We start from the raw sequence: 17,935 nt of genomic DNA, 5'->3' as shown, positions 1-17,935 counted from the left end.
ACCCGGGGTTCTATGCTTTCGCCATGCTATCGCATGTTTTTTACAGCTCAATCTTGAGCTGTCCTGAATCCTGTTGCCCTTGCATTTCGACGTAATTTTTAATTACGTCTTCATTCAAACCAATACTGCTAACGAAGTAGCCTGGCGACCACACTATATTTTCATTCCAGTATACTTTTTCTAACCAATCAAAAAATTTTCGCATACGGGAAGCCAATTGGCTTTTTAATCTACCCATAACATCTGAAATACTATATTTGGAAGGAATAATTATAACCATATGCAAATGATCTAAGTCAAAGCCAATGGCTTCTATTTCAACGCCAGGCATACTTCTCAATAAACTGGGCAACGTTTTACGAATATAAGAACAGACACCAGGCTTCAGGATCTTTCGACGGTATTTACAAACCCAAACTACATGATATTTCAAGTAATAAGCACTGTGAGAGGTCTTAATGATTTCCATAGAAAAGTATACCGTCGAAAGGCTCATTCATCCACGCTTAAAAGCGTGGTGTTCTGTCTTCGACCGCATAAAAGAACATAAAGAAAAAGAAAAAAAACTTAATGACTCAAGACTTGAGCTTGAAGAAAAACTCGCTTTGAAAACAAAAGAATACCGCAAAATGAACGAGATGCTCATTGCCGAAAACATGGAACGTACTCAGCAGGATCAGATTCTCCGTGCCGAAAAGGAAAAAGCAGAAGCAGCAAATATTATGAAGCGTGAGTTTCTCACAAACACATCCGAAAAACTCAAAACAATGGTAACAGAGATAAAGCAATGCTCTGAAACCGGGAGTGCAGGCTTTGATGAAATGACCGCAGAGGAAACTGCATCTCTTTTTGGCAGCATCCACTCAAAAGGCGGGGAATTAATGAACTTCCTCGGTCTGATAATCGATCTTTCAAAGCTTGAAGCGGGCAAAACAGAGGATAAAATATCATCAATCGATTTCAAGGAGCTGTTCACCAGACTGTGCTACGAAACAGCGCCCCTTTTTGCTGCCACAGAAAGTGCAGTCAATATTGAATTTTCGGACGAAAACATTGTTATCCGCACAAGGTACCGCCATGCAGAAATCGCATTTCTCCACCTGTTGAGCTACGCTGCGAAAAGCTGCCGGAAAGGAACAAGACTTAATTTGAGATATTTCCGCACAAAATCACTCCGTTCAGGAACCCTTGTTGACTCGGCAACAATTGAAACAGGCTACATTGAATCACTTGATATCATGAAAGGGCACAACCCTTTCAGCCTTCCTTCGGGTTCAGACAGCTCATTTATCAACATAAACATATTCAACGAGGCTCTGAAGAGATGCGGCGGAACTTTTTATGTGAATGAAACCGAACAAGGAAGCCTGTTTTCCGTAGTGATCCCTGATCTGGGGGATATACAATGAACAGGCAAGGCGCAGCGGCATCCATCGAAAAAAACTTTAAAATGCTTTCAGCCGTGCTGGTTGCCGGTATACTAATCGTTGAAGCTGTTCTGATCAGTGTTTATTCTGACAGATACCATAAAGAAACTGAAACAGCAGCACGTAAAGCAGCAGAAAGCAAACGGATAGGACTTGAAAACTTTCTGGAACAGCTTGAGGCGGAAATAGACTTTGTAATACGGCAGGACAGGCAGGAGGCTCTGCTTGCCGCAAAGGAGAGAGTGGAATCTTTTGCAGCAGCCGTCGCCGAGGTTGAAGCCACGCCCGAAACAAACGATGACTCCATCATTTCAGACTATCTCGAAACGGTAAATAAATCAGCCGGTGACGAATATGTTTATGTATTGAACAAAAGAAACAGACCGACGACTCACCCTCTCAAGAATAAGCTTGATACGATTATTCCTCCTGATGAAATTAAAGAAATAAGAAATAAGGTTAACGCAATTTCAGAGGGCGGTTCTGCCGTAGTTACCTACAATGTATTCACTGAGCAGGGGAAAATTGTCAGAAAAACAAGCTACATAAAAAGCATACCTCCGCACGGCTGGAAAATAGCTTCAGGATTCAGCCATGAAAAAAGCATTGAGAAGATTCAGAGCTATATAATCAAACAGCTTGAAAGCCTTGTTAAGGATCAGAGTTCACTCTCTTTTTTCACTGTGTTTTCGGACAATTCCGAAATAATCAGTACCGGAGGCAATATCAGTGAGAATCAGGACTACGGACTTAAGCTTAAATCCAGACTGGGAGATGCTTCAAGCTCCTTTTTCTATGAAATAACCCAAAACAGCGAAAGTACGAAGCACCTGCGCATGACTGCCGTCAGAAGAATACCCGAATGGAACTGGATTGTAGCTGCCGGATTTGATGAAGCCTCAGGAGCAGACGTAAAATCTTCTGTTATCAAAGAACTCAAACACAAGTTCTACGCTTATACCGCAGCTTCCGCCGCAGCGGCGGCTGCGTTGATCTTCCTTGTTATAACTCTGACAGCCAGAAGCAGACGCAGCTTAGTCAAATCACTTGAAAACTCATTCATTAAGGCGGAGAACAGAACAAAGGAACTGAAGCTAATCGGCAAAAAACTGGAAGAAGAGCATTTATACGTTATCAACACAGAAAAAAGACTCGGCAGGATAAAAGACAACCTTGAAAAAACTGTGGAGGAGCGGATCAGAGATCTGAAAGATATAAGTATCCACCTGCGTAAAGAGAATCTTAAGATTGCCAAAGTGAACAATGAACTGATAGCCGCCAGAAAGAAAGCAACAGAAGCGAGCATGGTAAAAACAGAGTTTCTCGCAAACATGTCCCATGAGATAAGAACACCGATTCATGCGATCCTCAGCTATTCATCCTTCGGTTTTAAAAAGTTTGAAAATACCAAAGACCAGAGGCAGAAAGGCTATTTCATCAAAATATCAGAAAGTGCAGGACGCCTCCTCTCATTTATTAATGACCTGACAGATCTTTCAGACCTTGAATCGGGCAGAACAAAATATAAAGTGTCAAAATTTAACGTAACAGGACTTTTGAAAGGAGTAGTAAAGGATCTGGAAAGAGTGTTTCTTGAAAAAAACATTGCGGTAAGAGTACCCGAAAACGGAACACTCATCTGCGCTGACGAAGCCAGACTAAGGCAGGTGTTTCTCAATATCTATTCCAATGCGGCAAAATTCAGCCCTCCGGACAGTCTTATCATAACTGATATCATCTCCGAAAACTCCATCGTGAAAATTATTGTTACGGATTTTGGTCCCGGAGTGGATGAGTCGGAAAAGCTACTTATATTTGAAAAGTTTACTCAGTCATCCAAAACAAAAACCGGTGCAGGCGGCATAGGGCTCGGACTTGCCATATGCAGAGAGATAGTCACTGATCACGGAGGCAGTATTTATGTAACGGACAATCCGGAAGGCGGAAGCTGCTTTACCGTTGAGCTGCCCCTGTTTTAGGTATTATTTATAATTTATCAGAATAAGACCTGCTATGCACAAAGCAATGCCCATAGCACTTTTCACCGTAAGAGTGTCATTAAAAACCAGATAACCGACAGGAATAAGACAAAGCCCCACCATAACACTGACAACAATGCCGGCTACATTTATGTTCCACCCTGCCCTGTAAACAAGAAGAAATCCAAGCTCAAGCCCCACAATAGAAATACCCAAAACTGCACTGGGCAGGTTCAGCCTGCTTATTTCCTCTGTGATTGTGCCTTTAAACGGGAAAAAAGGGATAAGAAATAACGAGGCAGCAGCAGCGGTAAGATATGTAAATACCAGAGAAACAACAGGGTTTGCATTTGCAGAAATTGTTTTCTGGCTTATGTGATAAAAAACATTTGAAAAAACCGCAAGAAAAATTCCGAACCAGTATATCATCCTTTACTCTCCTCATCATTTTGCAGAAGAACTATCCTTTAAAAGAAATAAATCTTCAAGGAGAATTGTCTTCTTCGGAACAAAATTACAACTTTTTCCTTATTTAATGGTATCTTAAACTAGCCGCAAAAACATAAACCCCGCTGCATTAAAGCCTGAGTGCGGCTATTTCGTGTTGAATACCAGAGGTTAAACATGCTATTACTGGAGCGTATCCTGCTTATTTGCGGATTGATTAATCTTATAACCGGGGACACACAATGAATGGAAGCAGCAGAATTCTGATTATTGACGATTCTGAAACATCACTGAACATTCTTGAACGGATACTTAACTCATGCGGATACAGTAATATAGTCACTGCCCCTGGAGCGTGGGAGGGTATCGAGATCCTTGGTGAAGCAGAAAATCATGAGGAAAAACTGCCTGATTTAATCCTTATGGATATAGTGATGCCGCAGATGAACGGTATTGAAGCTGTTCAGAGGCTTAAAACACACCCTGTCTATGAGCATATACCTGTTATTATGATATCTGTAAAAAACGATGCACAGACTCTTTCTGATGCTTTTGAGGCAGGAGCTGCGGACTTTATTCTCAAGCCTGTTTCAAAACCGGTTCTGAAAGCAAGAGTGGACGCAATAATTAAGCTGAAACTTGAAACGGATAAACGTTCCCAGCAGGAAGAGGAGCTTAAGAGGCTGAACCGCCGTCTGGAAGAGCTTAATCAGATAAAAAACCGCTTTCTCGGCACAGCAGCGCATGATCTCCGCGGACCTCTTGCATCAATAAGAGGATTTGCCGAAATGCTGGCTGATGAACTGGAAGACAAACTTAATGACGATCAGTCAGAAATGCTCAGTATGATACACGAAACCAGCCATGGAATGTTGTCGCTTGTCAATGATCTGCTTGACTATGCGGTGATAGAAAGCGGCAGAATGTCACTGCTGAAACATGAACATAACCTTCAAAAAGTCATAGACAGACGCATAAACATCAACGAACCGTCAGCAGTCAAGAAAAACATCATAATTACCCGTGAGCTTGAAGATGTGGGCATTGTGTCTGTTGATAAAAACAGAATCGATCAGGTGCTGGACAATCTTTTGGGCAATGCTTTAAAATTTTCTCCGCAAAATACTGAAGTAAAGGTTAAACTATACAAAGAGGGAAATGATATCGCCATAACAGTGGCGGATCAGGGTGTCGGAATAAGCGAGGATGATATCCCCAAGCTTTTCGGTGAGTACTGCACAGTGGACAGCAAACCGACCGACGGGGAAAAATCAACAGGACTGGGGCTTTTTATAGTAAAAAGCATAGTGTACGCACACAACGGAAGCTTCAGTGTAAAAAGCAAAAAGGGCGAAGGGACGGAAATCACCGTTAAACTGCCTGCGGAGACAAACTTATGAGTGTTGCACCGAGAGTCATTATTGCTGATGATGAAGCGCATATCCGTCTCATCATGAAAAAAGTCATCCAGAGCATTAACTGCGAACTTGTCGGCGAAGCCCAGAACGGACTTGAAGCTGTTGAGCTTTGCAGGCAGTACAAGGTGGATATAGTCCTGCTTGATATCAACATGCCCAAGCAGACAGGTACAGAGTCCATCAAAGCAATAAAAGAGCTTCAGCCCGGAGCGCTGATCATAATGCTTACATCAGTCGCTGATGTGGAAACTGTTGATGAGTGCATAAAGTACGGAGCATACAACTATATAAGAAAAGACACTCCCATAAAAGAAATACGGCAGATAATAGTCGAATCATGGAACACTTTCCTGACTGCAAGGAGAAACAAAGATGAGGATAAGGTACAACCTGAGGGAAATTCTTCTGGAGATCAAGGCTGACGAAGAATTTGAAAAGATGACCCAGCGCAAGCTCACGCAGGACGGTATACAGAGGCTTATCACCAGCAAAGATAAAATTAAGCTGAAAAAGGGTGAATAACCATGAAGAAAAGAAATGACGAGTTCATGGAGCTTCTGGTTAAGGAACGGGTACTCACAGAAGAGGATAAAAACAATCTTCTGAAAAAATTTAACGGCAGCGCCGCTGATATACTCCACTATCTCATAGAGGGCGGAGCCGCCTCAAGAGACCTCATGGCAAAACTCTGGGGCGATTCAATAAACAAAGCCTATGTCGATCTCGGCAGAACCATGATCAACTATGATCTTTTTGCCATGCTCCCCTCCGAAACTGCTAAAAAATTCAGGGTTGTGCCCCTCTACAAGTTCGGTGATACAGTGACTATTGCTGTCTCTGACCCTGAGAACATGGAGGCGGTACGTGCATGTGAGAAATACTTTGAAGCAAATGTCAGCACAGTATTCGCCATGCCGGAGGATCTTGAGGATACCCTTGAGATAAGCTATCAGGACAGTACAAAAATTGATGAATTCCTCGCCAAGATCTCCGTAGATTCACTTGTAAAAGGAACAAGCAAGATCACAGCCGGTCAGCTTCAGAGAATGGCGGGAGATCAGTCGATTATTGAACTGGTGCGTGCCATAATGCTCATCGGCATAAAAGAAGGCGCATCAGATATACATATTGAGCCTCAGGAAAATTTTGTCCGTGTACGCTATAGAATAGACGGCGTTCTTCAGGATCTGCTTAAGTTTGATGTGATTATTCTCACAGGTCTTATATCAAGGCTTAAAGTTATGTCAAACCTTGACATTACTGAACGCAGGCTCCCCCTTGACGGCAGATGCGTGCTTAAACTTAAAAACCGTTCAATCGACTTCCGTATATCCACAGTACCCAGCATATACGGAGAGAAAGCTGTTCTGCGAATACTCGGTCAGAAAGACTCTAAGACTGTTCCCTCGCTGACTGACCTCAACTTTTCCAAAAGCATATACAGCAAGCTCAATCTGCTCATGGAGAACCCCAACGGAGTTTTCTTCGTCACGGGGCCCACGGGTTCAGGGAAAACCACAACTCTTTATGCCCTTTTGAAATATCTGAATGAACCGGGCGTAAATATCATGACCATTGAAGACCCTGTTGAGTACCGTCTTCAGGGGCTTACACAGGTTCAGGTGAATACGGCTGTGGGGCTGGGGTTTGCAAACACCCTGCGTTCATTTCTGCGTCAGGACCCCGATATCATACTTATAGGTGAAATCAGGGATACTGAAACAGCAAAAATAGCTGCACAGGCAGCCCTTACCGGACACCTTGTCCTTGCTACCATGCACACCAACAGCGCAATGGAGGCGGTAACAAGGCTTCTTGAAATAGGCGTTGAACCGTTCCTTGTGGCTCCATCAATGATAGGCGTTATGTCTCAGAGGCTTATAAGAAGAATCTGCGACCACTGCAAAGAGCCCTACGAGCTTAAACCGGAAGAGATAATGCGCTATTTCTACGAGTGGGACGGAAAAACCAAAGTCCATTTCTACAAGGGTAAAGGATGTCCCAAATGCTACGGCAGCGGCTATAAAGGCAGAATCGCTATCCATGAGCTGCTGATGATAGACCACGAAGTGAGGAAAATGATCGCTGAAGGAGCAAATATTCTTCAGGTTCAGGAGTACACCATGGCAAAAGGCGGATATAAAACCCTCCGTTATGACGGTTTAAAAAAAATCCTGCGAGGACTCACCACAATTGAGGAACTCAACAGAGTGACAGTGAGCGAGGATGTCGCAGAGGCTAATTTATGATTCTTGCCGTCATAGATGACGTGCGGACAGATCTGAAACCGCTGAAAGAGGCTCTTTCCAGAATTGAGGAGATTTCATGGGTCGAGAATATGACACTGCTTGAATCATTTGACAAGCTGGCGATTCTCAGCCCTGCAAAACCCATTGTTCAGCCGGATATAGTTCTTATCAGTTTTGAGAACAATATTGAAGCATATGAGGTTACGCTTGCAATAAAATCAGACGGCAAATACACCGATACGGTTGTGATCTCCTACCACAACTCGGATGACAATGACATCATAAAGGCGATGCAGGAAACCGGATGTCTTGACTATGTAAAGGATTTTTCGGACAAAACAGAGATCTATGCACGTCTGAGAACTGCTGTTGCTCTGCGGCAGGAAATAATAAGCAGAAGAACCAGAGAAAAAGAAATTGAAGAGAACAACCGAAAGCTTGAGGACATTTCAAACATTGACGGACTGACGGGCATTCTCTCAAAGCGCTATTTCAGCTTCAAGCTTGAAGAGGAAATCAGCCGTGCAATAAGGACCAAATCCGCAATTTCTCTACTGCGTATCGACATAACTGATTTCAGGAACTACAACGCAAAATACGGATTTCTGGAAGGAGATAAGGTACTGCGCCGCATATCCTCCGCATTGAAAAAATCCGCAAAACGCCCGGGAGATCTCCTTGCGAGAATAGGCGGAAACAGCTTCGCCCTTTTTCTGCCGTCAACAGACCTGAAAGGAGCAGAATTCATAGCAAAGACTGTTGTAAAGCACATAAATAATCTCGCTATTGAACATGAAACAGAATATGGAAGTTTTCTTGGTGTTCATGTGGGTGGAATGAGTGTAACGCCGGAAGTAACTGACGATGCCTCCGGTCTGCTCAACATGATCTCAGATATAACTGCGGAGTGTACAGCGGGAATCGGTGAAGAAAAAAACTTTTTCTGCATAAGAGCCGAATAAATCAGCTTGCGAATTGAAACCCACACCCTAAATTATCCGTTATATATTACAGCCAATAAGTTTGCGTATCCATACCTGAGGGGAAAATGAAATTAAAGATCCTGACTTTATTCCTTATTTTAACAATAGTTACCGCATTTGCTCAAACTTCAGATGCAGACAGCTCACCCAGAGTGCTTAACAAGGCTTCCCTGGCAATGAGAGCAGCTAAAGACGGCTACGTTCGGGTTATTGTAGGCTTTAAGTCTGACAGCTACCCGGAATTGATAGGAGCATCACGCAGAGCAGGGCTCAACACAAAAGGAACAGCCAGAGCCAGAGCGGCTGAAAAAGCCGATGCAGCAGTGAAGGCTGAAACCCGCAAAAGCAGAGAAAAGGCGCTTGAGGCTGTGGATTCAAGGCACTTTGTTATAAACAGAGCTTATGACTACACCCCCGAAGCGGCAATGGAAATCACAGTCGAAGGTCTTGCTGAACTTTCAAGCAATCCCCTCGTGGAATACATAGTTGAAGATGTTCCGAGAAAACTTCCGGAAACGGTGTCCGCTCCTTATGCCGGCATTAATTCAACAGGGCAGATAGGGGCCGACACTTTATGGACATCTGGTTACACCGGAGAAGGCTGGTATGTAGCCGTACTTGACACGGGAATAAGACGCACCCATGAAATGTTTGCCGGAAAAAATATAATCGAAGCGTGCTTCTCACTGCGTGATGACTGCCCTGACGGTAGTGATGAGATGTACGGTTCCGGCGCCGCAGCTCATTATGAAAGCACATATGATGCCTACGACCACGGAAGCCATGTAGCGGGAATTGCTGCCGGTAACGGTCCGGTTCAGAAAGGTGTGGCATATGATGCGGACATAATTGCAATTCAGGTGTTTTCCAGATTTGAGCATGAACAAAACTGCGGAGGGAATGCGCCGTTATACAGAGACTGCGTTCTTTCTTATGATTCAGATCAGAAGGCGGCTCTCCAATATATCTACAGTATAAGAAACACCTATAATATAGCAGCAGCCAACCTCAGTCTCGGCGGAGGTCAATACAGCAGCTACTGCGATGCAAATGATTCTTCATACACAACAATTGTTAACAGCCTCACTGATGCAAACATAGCCGTTGCCGTTGCGGCAGGAAATGAAGAGTACTGCGGTGCAGTCGGAACTCCTGCATGCATCCAGAACGCAATAACTGTGGGTGCTGTCACTTATACTGATCAGGAGGCTGATTTCAGCAACTACCTGAAAGATGTTCTGGACATATACGCTCCCGGTGTAGGGATTAATTCATCCGTAGGAAGCGGTGATTCAGACTATGAGGCATGGAGCGGAACCTCCATGGCTACCCCGCATATCACCGGGGCATTCGCCCTTTTCAAACAAAAAAACAGCACGGCTTCTGTTAGCCAGCTTCTTACCGCAATGAAAAATACAGCTTCACAGGTAACTCACGTATGCGCTGTATATGGAAATGAAGGTCGTATTAATGCGGATGATGTTGTCACGGCTATCTCAAATGCACCCGGCGTGTCAGTTTCTTTAAATTCAGACAGCAGCCATGCTAAATCAACAAATATTATTGTAACATTAAGCGGTACAGACAGCCTAGGAATCAATGGATATTATATTTCAGAAAGCACTTCAATACCGGACGAGTCAGAATTCAGTGCAATAACAGAAACAACAAGTCTTCTGACCAATGTGAGCTTTGTTTTAAGCGGAGGGGACGGCACAAAAACAGTCTATGCGTGGTTGAAGAACACCGCAGGCAACATAAGCAATACAGCCTCGGACACAATCATTCTGGATACTGTTGCTCCTTACATCGTGAGTATTACGCCAGAAAACAACTCAACAAATATCTCACGAAGTACAAATATTTCCATTACTTTCAGTGAGCCTGTCCTCTCATCAAGTCTCACAGCATCCAATATGTCTTTAATAAACCGCTCAACTCTTGAACCTGTGACCTCCGGTAATCTCACAATATCGGGCAATACAGTGACCTTTAACCCTGCTTCAGACTTAAGTGCCGGAACTGCATACACAGTTAACATCTCCACAGGGGTAACTGATCTTGCGAGCAATGCTTTAAGTTCCGCAGGGCAGTCATATTTTGTTACGTCTTCTGCCGCTCCCATTGGTGATGAGGACAACAATACTGACAGCGGTTCATCAGGCGGTGGCGGAGGCGGAGGCGGATGTGCCGCAGGGGGCACTTCGGATTACCTTCTGCTTATGATAATGCTTTTCGCAGGAATTATACTGAAAAGAAGGAAGATATAGAAAACAAAATCCCCGCCTGAATAAAGCGGGGATTCTTATTTTAATGATTAAACTTTACGTCTCTTTATAAAAACTGCCAGCGCTGCAAACATCAGAACAAGGGATATATTTCCGTTTGCAGAAGCAGAACATCCGCCGCCACCGCCGCCTGATGAAGCGCTGTTGCCGTAATCAAGCTCACCGGTGTAACCTTCAATCCATGCAAGGTTATCTGCAACTCTGGCATAAATACCATATTCTCCAGCTTTGGCACATTCATCACCGCCCCAGCTTACAATTCCGGCAACTACCCAGCCTCCGTTTTTATTAACAAGAAGTGGTCCGCCGCTGTCCCCTGAACAGGAGTCTTTGCCTCCGGAAGCGTATCCTGCACAGACTTCATAGTCATAAATCGTGTAAGGGCTCATAGCCGCTGAACATGTATCATTTGAAACTATGGGGATTTCAACCTCATGAAGCAGATCCGGATAAACATCAACAACTCCGTCTGTACTACCCCACCCTATGACAGTGGCTATATCGCCGGAAATAGCATAATATCGAGCATCACGAGTGTTCAGAACCGATACGTACTCCGAACCCACAGCCTCACTGAGTTCAAGGAGGGCGACATCTCTGGAGCCTCCGCCGGTTGTGCTGTTAACCAGATAGGACGGGTGGACATATATGTTTGAAATGTTCCGGCGTGTTCCTGTGGAGTTAGCCAGATCATATTCTCCGACATATACCTCTAAAGTTGCCGGATCATCGGTTACTGCACCCGGAGGATTTTCCGTTGTAACACAGTGTGCCGCAGTAAGCACCCACTCTGGAGCAATAAGAACTCCGCCGCAGAACTGTCTGTTAAAAAGCGGTGTCCCGCCTTTGTTTGCCAAAGCAGCGATGAAGGGGTATTCCCCGCGTGACGCAGTGTTTCCACCAACGATAAAAGGCGCATCCAGAGCCTGAATACTCAGCGGAACAAGAACCGCCGTAAAAAGAATTATAAGAATTTTTTTCATTCCGACCTCACCATAAAAATCTATTTTAACATATTTTCATCAGCCAGACGAAGAGCATTCCTGAAAACAGTTCTTCTGAATTCTTTTAAATCAGGGTAACGCCCTTTATCGTTCATGCCTTTCATCTGCCTGTTTGTCAGAATAATAACCGTTAATTTTTTCTCCGGTACATAAACTGCGGACGTTCCCGTAAACCCCAGATGCCCGAAAGTTTGCTCAGAGATGTTACCCGCATGTAGAGAGCCGGATGTCATTGCAAAGCCCATCCCCTGCTCGGATGCATCTTTCGTAAGAAATCTTTTCAGTGTTTCAGGCTTAATATGCCTGCCGTCCGTGATTATCTCGGTGAGGGATGCAAGCTCCTCTGCCGTGCTGAAAAGTCCGGCGTGTCCCGCCGCACCGCCGAAAGCCATCTGGGCGTTGCCGTCATTGACTCGACCTTTGAGTACCTCTTCTTTCTGCTTAATGCGGCATGCGTCATTTTCAATCATGTCCGCTTCAAAACCGCCAAAGAATGTAGGCATGACATTAACAGAATCCGGAAAAAAACCTGTGGATTTAAGCCCCAGCGGCTTATAAAACTCATCTTTAACAAACTTTTCAAGTTTTGTGCCGCTGACTCTTTCCACAATCAGACCGATAATCATAAAACCTAGATCACTGTAAACACGCTTTGCTCCCGTTTTATACTCCAAAGGAATATTAAGCAGATGCGTAGATGGCTCATCAAAGCAGTACAAAGGTTCCCAAGCGGGCAGACCGGAGCGGTGGCGCAATAGATCCTCAATTGTGACCCCTGCCTTATCCCCTTCACTGTACTGGGGGAAAAAACTGCTTATTTTATCTGACGGGTCTAGCAACCCCATATCAGTGAGCCTCATCACAGCGAGTGTGGCGGCATAAACCTTGGTGAGTGACGCAAGGTCAAAAACGCTTTCTTTCTCCGCTGTGCCGCAGGCATTAAGATACAGGTTGTTCCCATTCTGCCGGATAAGAATAACGACACCTTCACTAAGACCGTCTCTCACTGCGGATTCACAGACACTGTCAATACGTTGATCTGCAAAAACACTGACAGCCAACATAAAAATTAAGAAAAAAAATGCCGCAGCCAGAGTGTATTTTCTGCCGCCAAAACTGTTGATCTTCATGACGCATATTGTATATTTGTAAGTTGCAATAATCAATGAACTTACGGAGGTAGATTACATGGCGCAGGAAACTGTTCAGTTTAAGGCGGAGGTAAGCCGTCTGCTCGACCTTGTGGTCAACTCATTATATTCCCACAAGGAAATCTTTTTAAGAGAGCTTGTCTCCAACGCATCCGATGCTATTGACAAGCTTCGCTACATTTCCCTCACCGACAGCGGAATACTCGAAGGAGACGGAAATTTCAGAATCAAGCTGATACCAGATGCTGAAAATAATACCCTCACAGTATCCGACAACGGCATAGGTATGACAAAAGAGGAAGCAGTACAGGCTCTCGGAACCATTGCCCATTCAGGCACAAAGGAGTTTCTCAACAAACTTAAATCTGAAGAGGTGAAAAACAATCCCGAACTCATAGGTCAGTTCGGAGTAGGTTTTTACGCAGCATTCATGGTTGCAGATAAGGTTACGGTAATCACCCGCAAAGCAGGCGAAAAAGAAGCTGTGAAGTGGGAATCCGCCGCTGACGGAACTTTCACCGTTGAACCCGCCGAAAAGGAATCCAGAGGTACGGAAATTACACTCCACCTCAAGGATGACGGCAAAGAATACCTTGATGAATACCGCATCAGAAGCATAATCAAGAAATACTCCGACTATATCGAATATCCTGTTGTAATGGATGTGGCAGAAGAGGAAGAAAAAGACGGAAAAACAGAAACATCCGTCAAAGAAGAAACTCTCAACTCCATGAAGGCGATCTGGCTGAAAGACAAATCAGAGGTTACGGAAGAGGAGTACAACGAATTTTACAAACATATCTCCCACGACTTCACAGATCCTCTGAAAACAATACATTACCGTGCGGAAGGAACAGCGGAATTTACTGTTCTGATGTATATACCGTCCAAGGCTCCTTTTGACATTCTCTATAAAGATTTTAAGTTCGGTCCGGCTCTTTATGTAAAAAAAGTGCAGATTATGGAAAACTGCGAGCAGCTTCTTCCGTTGTATCTCCGTTTTGTTAAAGGCATGGCGGACTCAAGTGATCTGCCCCTGAATGTTTCAAGGGAAATTCTCCAGAACAACCGCATGATCGAAGTCATCAAAAAGAACATCACCAAAAAGGTTCTGGATGCCCTTAAAGAGATGAAAGCGAACGAGGCAGACAAGTACGCCATTTTTTATAAAGAGTTCGGCAAAATCCTCAAGGAAGGTCTCCACTACGAGTTCACCAAAAAAGAGGAAATAGCATCACTCCTGATGTTCCGCTCAAACAAAACAGAAGGGGATGAATTCACCGACCTTGAAAAATATGTCGAAAACATGAAACCTGATCAGGAAGAGATTTACTACATTACAGGCGGCAACATTGCTGAACTGAAGAAGTCTCCTTACCTTGAATCATTTGCAGAAAAAGGCATCGAAGTCCTTTTCATGACGGACGAAGTTGATGAAATAGTCATACCATCACTCGGAGAATACAAAGGCAAAAAGCTTCACTCTGCTGTTAAAGGAGATATAAATCTTGACAGCAAAGAGAAAACCGAAGAGCAGAAGAAAGAGCTGGGCGGGCTCCTTGATACAATTAAAGAAGCACTGAAGGATAAAGTGAAAGACGTACGCCTCTCCGGAAGGCTTAAAAACACTGTCTGTTGCCTTGTGGGTGATGATAATGATATAGACCCGCACATGGCACGCATGATGGAGGCTATGGGTCAGTTTATTCCTAAATCCAAGAAGATTCTGGAAATAAACCCCGAACATTCACTCTTTACCGAAATGAAAAAACTTCATGAAACAGACGCCAAGTCGTCAGTGCTTAAGGACTATTCAGATATACTCTTCAACCTTGCCCTGATTGTGGAAGGCTCTGCTCCGGAAGATCCTTCTCTCTTTGCAGGAAAAACAGCGGAACTGATGATCAAAGGAATGAAATAAAACAACACAGGGGGGCTTCATGCTCCCCTTTTTCCTATTCCTTCGAGCATAGTTTTTGCTAATAGATAATAAAATTTTTTTTTCGGCGCAAGGAAAGGAAAAAATGTTCATCAATAACCTCTCAAACCAAAAACAAACAGAACCCTATTTGCAGCCAGCCGCAAACTCCGCCAAGAGCCCGGCAGAGCAGGAGTTTCTAAGTATTATCAATGAGCTTCAGTCATCTCAACCAAAAATGCAGAATGGGGATCTCCGTATGCCCTACACCCTGCCCTCTTCTTCAGGCGAAAGTATTCAGGAACGCACAGCTACTCTGGAGAAGATATTTGAAGAGACTCTGAAGGACATAATGAAAGAAAGAGGGATAGAATCTGATCCTCCTTTTGAGCTTGCAACAGCATCGGACGGTCATGTTTATGTTAAAGGCGACCATCCGGCAAAAGCTGAAATAGAGGAAATTTTTTCTGATAATCCCGAATTTGAAAACCTTTTCAGAGGTATATCAGGCAATCATGAACTGATCGCAGCACTGGACACACATGTCAAATTCAGTGAAGATTATGCAATAAACCAGTTAGCCGCAGTCATGAAATGGGCTTATCTTTTCAATGATTCAAATAAATATAACGCCAGCATGAGCATAGACAGTGATGGAAATATTGTCTGGAGTGCGGTTCAGAGTACAGTCTGATACTCCTTCCATTTGTCCGCCAGAATAGCGGGCACAGGCACAGGGCGTCCATTTTTCAGGTTCACAAAAGCACCTGACTGAACGGCGGTAAACACTGTTTCACCGCCGTTTTTGGTTATCTCCACCTGAACTTCCCACCTTATCTTTTCCAGCATCGTGATGCGGATCTCAGCTATCAGACTGTCGCCGAACAGGGCAGGACGTTTGTAGTGTGCATGGGTCTTGTTCACTACCGGTGCCAAACCGTTCTTAGCCATCAGCTCCAATGAATAATGATCTTTCAGAAGAGCTGTACGCAGATCATCCATCCAGCGGATGTAAACAATATTACTTACCACACCGCCGTAATCAATGTCATACCCCTGAATTTCAATTTCTTTCTGAAGAAAAAAGGGATTATCCATTTGCATCTTCCGGAGTTTCTGCGGGATACTCTCTGTAGTCATTAGTATCTTTCAGCAAAATGGGATAAATCATAAGGCACACCCATGCATCAGTTGCGGCGTAGTTTTTCTGCTTCTCGGTGAGATCTCTGCGCGCCCAGTTGGTTTTCTGAGCGGACTTAACTATTTTCCGTCCGAGATAACGGGCAGCCAGAGCCCTTGCCCCAAACTGTATTATCCCTTTTTCCGCAGCAATATCTCCGAGGTCTACAAAGCCTTTCTCCTCAAAAGAGGCAAGTTCCTTAAGCTTCTTAATATCGTCCCTGAGCCCGACACCGATTTTTTTGATAGAAGGATCAGAAAAAATATTTATAAGCCCCTCAGGCAGCCCCCCTCCGTTCAGCTGGAACAGATATGCCTTTTCATGCGTGGAAAGCTGAACAAGAGAAACCGGATAACTGACCCCTCTTCTGAATGAGGGTCTGCTTTCCGTATCGAATCCCAGCTCTTTTTGACAGCCAAGCTCCCTGCATACTTCGTCAGCGTGTCCGGATTCCGTAACCGTTACAATTTCCCCGTCAAATCTGATTGCTTCCAGTGAAGCTACGTACTCTTTGCTTAGTCTGTTTTGTGTAGATATTATAAGTGCTTCGTCCATTCTTATTTTATATCACCAAATAAGCGGCTCGTAAACCTGCCGCTTAAATTTGTTTAACAACTATTTTTTATCTTTACCTGACACCTTGTAAAAAGCGGGATACAGTATTATGAATAAATTCTGCTGATAGCTATTCCTCCCTGTTCACATAAAATGCAAATACAGATGAAGCAGAACTTTCTAAGGAAAAACAAGGTGTGTATTAAAATAATCTTTAAAAGATTGCCGTTAAGGCTTACTTAAACATATTAATAAAAACAGTTAATAAAACCAATAAGGATTATCATACTTATATAAAAGCATATTTATGAACCTAATACTCATTTGATCTGATTTTTTTTTTACCTTTATCAATTTTTTTTATTGCCATTTCATAAATTCCGTTAATATTATTTTAAATATAAGATTCTGTTAAGATTGTCCTTTCATTATCTTTATGTTAATATAAAAATGCAAACATACTTAATTGTGAATTTTCTTTTTTGACAGGAGACTTCCCGATGCTTTTGAAACTTACTCTTACCGCAACTGAAGTACCGGTCATTTTCAGGAACAGAATAGCCGAAGTTATTAAATCCGCAGCAGAAATCGGCTATGAGTCGCTGGGGATGGGACTCACGGACAAAAGTTTTAAGTTTTTCACGTTCAATCTTGCTTTTTCCAGAGACAGGTTCAAAAAAGAATCTATCGTGTTCGACAATAACTTTGAAGTGCATGACACAGTGTTCTACATACCGGAAAACAAATTTATCACTCTGTACGTAAGCAGTCCGTACGAGCAGTTTCTTCAGGCTGTACAGAACGGCTTTGAAAAAAAGAGAAACATAGACTTTTCCAGAAATGGTCAAATCCTTGTCGGCGGCAGAAAGCTTACCTACATGCTTGAGAACACAAAGCTTCTCAATAAGCCCTTTACAATTGAATCTTCCGGAGTAACCCTGCACACGCATTCTCCTGTGCTGCTGGAAGCGCTGAACTCGAAAAAGCCTATAATCCCACCGGTTGAGGATGGCTACAGCGAACTGGAAGTAACTGAAAAGGAATATTCCGACAGGCTGGCGGAGATATCTTCTATGCGTATTTTCGGAATGACAGGGAAATACCCGCAGGAGCCCATTGTTTTCAAATCAATCAAACTGCGTAAAACAGTTATTAAACACACCCTAGACAAGTTCAGGGAAAAGACCGGCAAGTCGCTCATGATGCTTACCGGCATAACAGGAACTTTTCAGCTTTTAGGACACCCTGATGACCTCTCTCTGCTTGTGGAGTCAGGAATAGGCATAAGAACCACGCAGGGATTCGGAATGGCTGGTCCTGCCAAACTGTAGGGCTT

At 43.7% G+C, this 17,935-nt stretch carries 17 protein-coding genes; 11 read left to right on the top strand and 6 right to left on the bottom strand.

What is annotated here, in order from left to right; genetic code table 11:
- Positions 1 to 40: 40 nt before the first annotated feature.
- Positions 41 to 469, bottom strand: a complete 429-nt coding sequence (tnpA, locus tag ACYRYY_RS12550) for an IS200/IS605 family transposase (protein WP_460215563.1) — start codon at positions 467 to 469, stop codon at positions 41 to 43.
- Between tnpA and ACYRYY_RS12545 the strand changes: the two genes are divergently transcribed.
- Both ACYRYY_RS12545 and ACYRYY_RS12540 read left to right on the top strand, forming a co-directional pair.
- A complete protein-coding gene (locus ACYRYY_RS12545) occupies positions 459 to 1,409 on the top strand; it encodes a sensor histidine kinase (RefSeq protein ID WP_460215945.1) in 951 nt (316 codons plus the stop codon). The two genes, tnpA and ACYRYY_RS12545, sit on opposite strands and share 11 nt — an antisense overlap.
- Positions 1,406 to 3,406: an ATP-binding protein gene (locus ACYRYY_RS12540; protein WP_460215944.1), complete on the top strand. Its 2,001-nt coding sequence runs from the start codon at positions 1,406 to 1,408 to the stop codon at positions 3,404 to 3,406. Before ACYRYY_RS12545 ends, ACYRYY_RS12540 begins: the two co-directional genes overlap by 4 nt.
- A 3-nt stretch (positions 3,407 to 3,409) precedes the next feature.
- Here ACYRYY_RS12540 and ACYRYY_RS12535 read toward each other — a convergent pair whose 3' ends face one another.
- The gene (locus tag ACYRYY_RS12535) at positions 3,410 to 3,835 is read right to left on the bottom strand and encodes an EamA family transporter (protein WP_460215943.1); all 426 of its coding nucleotides are present in this window, start codon (positions 3,833 to 3,835) and stop codon (positions 3,410 to 3,412) included.
- A 260-nt stretch (positions 3,836 to 4,095) separates the two neighbouring features.
- Here ACYRYY_RS12535 and ACYRYY_RS12530 point away from each other — a divergent pair, with 260 nt between their 5' ends.
- From ACYRYY_RS12530 to ACYRYY_RS12505, 6 genes are all read left to right on the top strand, one after another.
- Positions 4,096 to 5,253, top strand: a complete 1,158-nt coding sequence (locus tag ACYRYY_RS12530; RefSeq protein WP_460215942.1) for a hybrid sensor histidine kinase/response regulator — start codon at positions 4,096 to 4,098, stop codon at positions 5,251 to 5,253.
- Positions 5,250 to 5,693 carry a response regulator transcription factor gene (locus ACYRYY_RS12525; RefSeq protein ID WP_460215941.1) on the top strand — a complete coding sequence of 148 codons (444 nt, stop codon included), beginning with the start codon at positions 5,250 to 5,252 and terminating at the stop codon, positions 5,691 to 5,693. The genes ACYRYY_RS12530 and ACYRYY_RS12525 overlap by 4 nt, the downstream gene beginning before the upstream one ends.
- Complete coding sequence (locus tag ACYRYY_RS12520; protein WP_265823427.1) at positions 5,644 to 5,793, top strand: hypothetical protein; 150 nt, start codon at positions 5,644 to 5,646, stop codon at positions 5,791 to 5,793. Before ACYRYY_RS12525 ends, ACYRYY_RS12520 begins: the two co-directional genes overlap by 50 nt.
- A 2-nt stretch (positions 5,794 to 5,795) precedes the next feature.
- Positions 5,796 to 7,520 (top strand): GspE/PulE family protein, encoded by a 1,725-nt coding sequence (locus ACYRYY_RS12515; protein ID WP_460215940.1) that lies wholly within the window; start codon positions 5,796 to 5,798, stop codon positions 7,518 to 7,520.
- Positions 7,517 to 8,482 (top strand): diguanylate cyclase domain-containing protein, encoded by a 966-nt coding sequence (locus tag ACYRYY_RS12510; protein ID WP_460215939.1) that lies wholly within the window; start codon positions 7,517 to 7,519, stop codon positions 8,480 to 8,482. The genes ACYRYY_RS12515 and ACYRYY_RS12510 overlap by 4 nt, the downstream gene beginning before the upstream one ends.
- A gap of 86 nt (positions 8,483 to 8,568) precedes the next feature.
- Entirely contained in the window at positions 8,569 to 10,773 is a 2,205-nt protein-coding gene (locus ACYRYY_RS12505; RefSeq protein ID WP_460215938.1) for a S8 family serine peptidase, read from the top strand.
- A gap of 47 nt (positions 10,774 to 10,820) precedes the next feature.
- Here the strand turns inward: ACYRYY_RS12505 and ACYRYY_RS12500 are convergent, their stop codons facing one another.
- Together ACYRYY_RS12500 and ACYRYY_RS12495 are read right to left on the bottom strand one after the other, a co-directional pair.
- Positions 10,821 to 11,774: a S1 family peptidase gene (locus ACYRYY_RS12500; protein ID WP_460215937.1), complete on the bottom strand. Its 954-nt coding sequence runs from the start codon at positions 11,772 to 11,774 to the stop codon at positions 10,821 to 10,823.
- A 20-nt stretch (positions 11,775 to 11,794) separates the two neighbouring features.
- A complete protein-coding gene (locus ACYRYY_RS12495; protein WP_460215936.1) occupies positions 11,795 to 12,925 on the bottom strand; it encodes a serine hydrolase domain-containing protein in 1,131 nt (376 codons plus the stop codon).
- Between the two features lie 58 nt (positions 12,926 to 12,983).
- Between ACYRYY_RS12495 and htpG the strand changes: the two genes are divergently transcribed.
- The gene (gene htpG, locus ACYRYY_RS12490) at positions 12,984 to 14,867 is read left to right on the top strand and encodes a molecular chaperone HtpG (RefSeq protein ID WP_460215935.1); all 1,884 of its coding nucleotides are present in this window, start codon (positions 12,984 to 12,986) and stop codon (positions 14,865 to 14,867) included.
- Positions 14,868 to 14,970: 103 nt separating this feature from the next.
- Positions 14,971 to 15,558 carry a hypothetical protein gene (locus ACYRYY_RS12485; RefSeq protein ID WP_460215934.1) on the top strand — a complete coding sequence of 196 codons (588 nt, stop codon included), beginning with the start codon at positions 14,971 to 14,973 and terminating at the stop codon, positions 15,556 to 15,558.
- On the opposite strand, the gene ACYRYY_RS12480 is transcribed toward ACYRYY_RS12485, so the two are convergent.
- Together ACYRYY_RS12480 and ACYRYY_RS12475 are read right to left on the bottom strand one after the other, a co-directional pair.
- Entirely contained in the window at positions 15,543 to 15,962 is a 420-nt protein-coding gene (locus ACYRYY_RS12480; protein WP_460215933.1) for an acyl-CoA thioesterase, read from the bottom strand. The two genes, ACYRYY_RS12485 and ACYRYY_RS12480, sit on opposite strands and share 16 nt — an antisense overlap.
- Positions 15,955 to 16,599, bottom strand: a complete 645-nt coding sequence (locus tag ACYRYY_RS12475; protein ID WP_460215932.1) for a 3'-5' exonuclease — start codon at positions 16,597 to 16,599, stop codon at positions 15,955 to 15,957. Before ACYRYY_RS12475 ends, ACYRYY_RS12480 begins: the two co-directional genes overlap by 8 nt.
- Before the next feature lie 500 nt (positions 16,600 to 17,099).
- Here ACYRYY_RS12475 and cas6 point away from each other — a divergent pair, with 500 nt between their 5' ends.
- Positions 17,100 to 17,930 (top strand): CRISPR-associated endoribonuclease Cas6, encoded by an 831-nt coding sequence (cas6, locus tag ACYRYY_RS12470; RefSeq protein ID WP_460215931.1) that lies wholly within the window; start codon positions 17,100 to 17,102, stop codon positions 17,928 to 17,930.
- Positions 17,931 to 17,935 lie beyond the last annotated feature (5 nt).

This window comes from Geovibrio sp. ADMFC3, from assembly GCF_054687035.1.
This window is presented reverse-complemented; position numbering and strand designations above follow the sequence as displayed.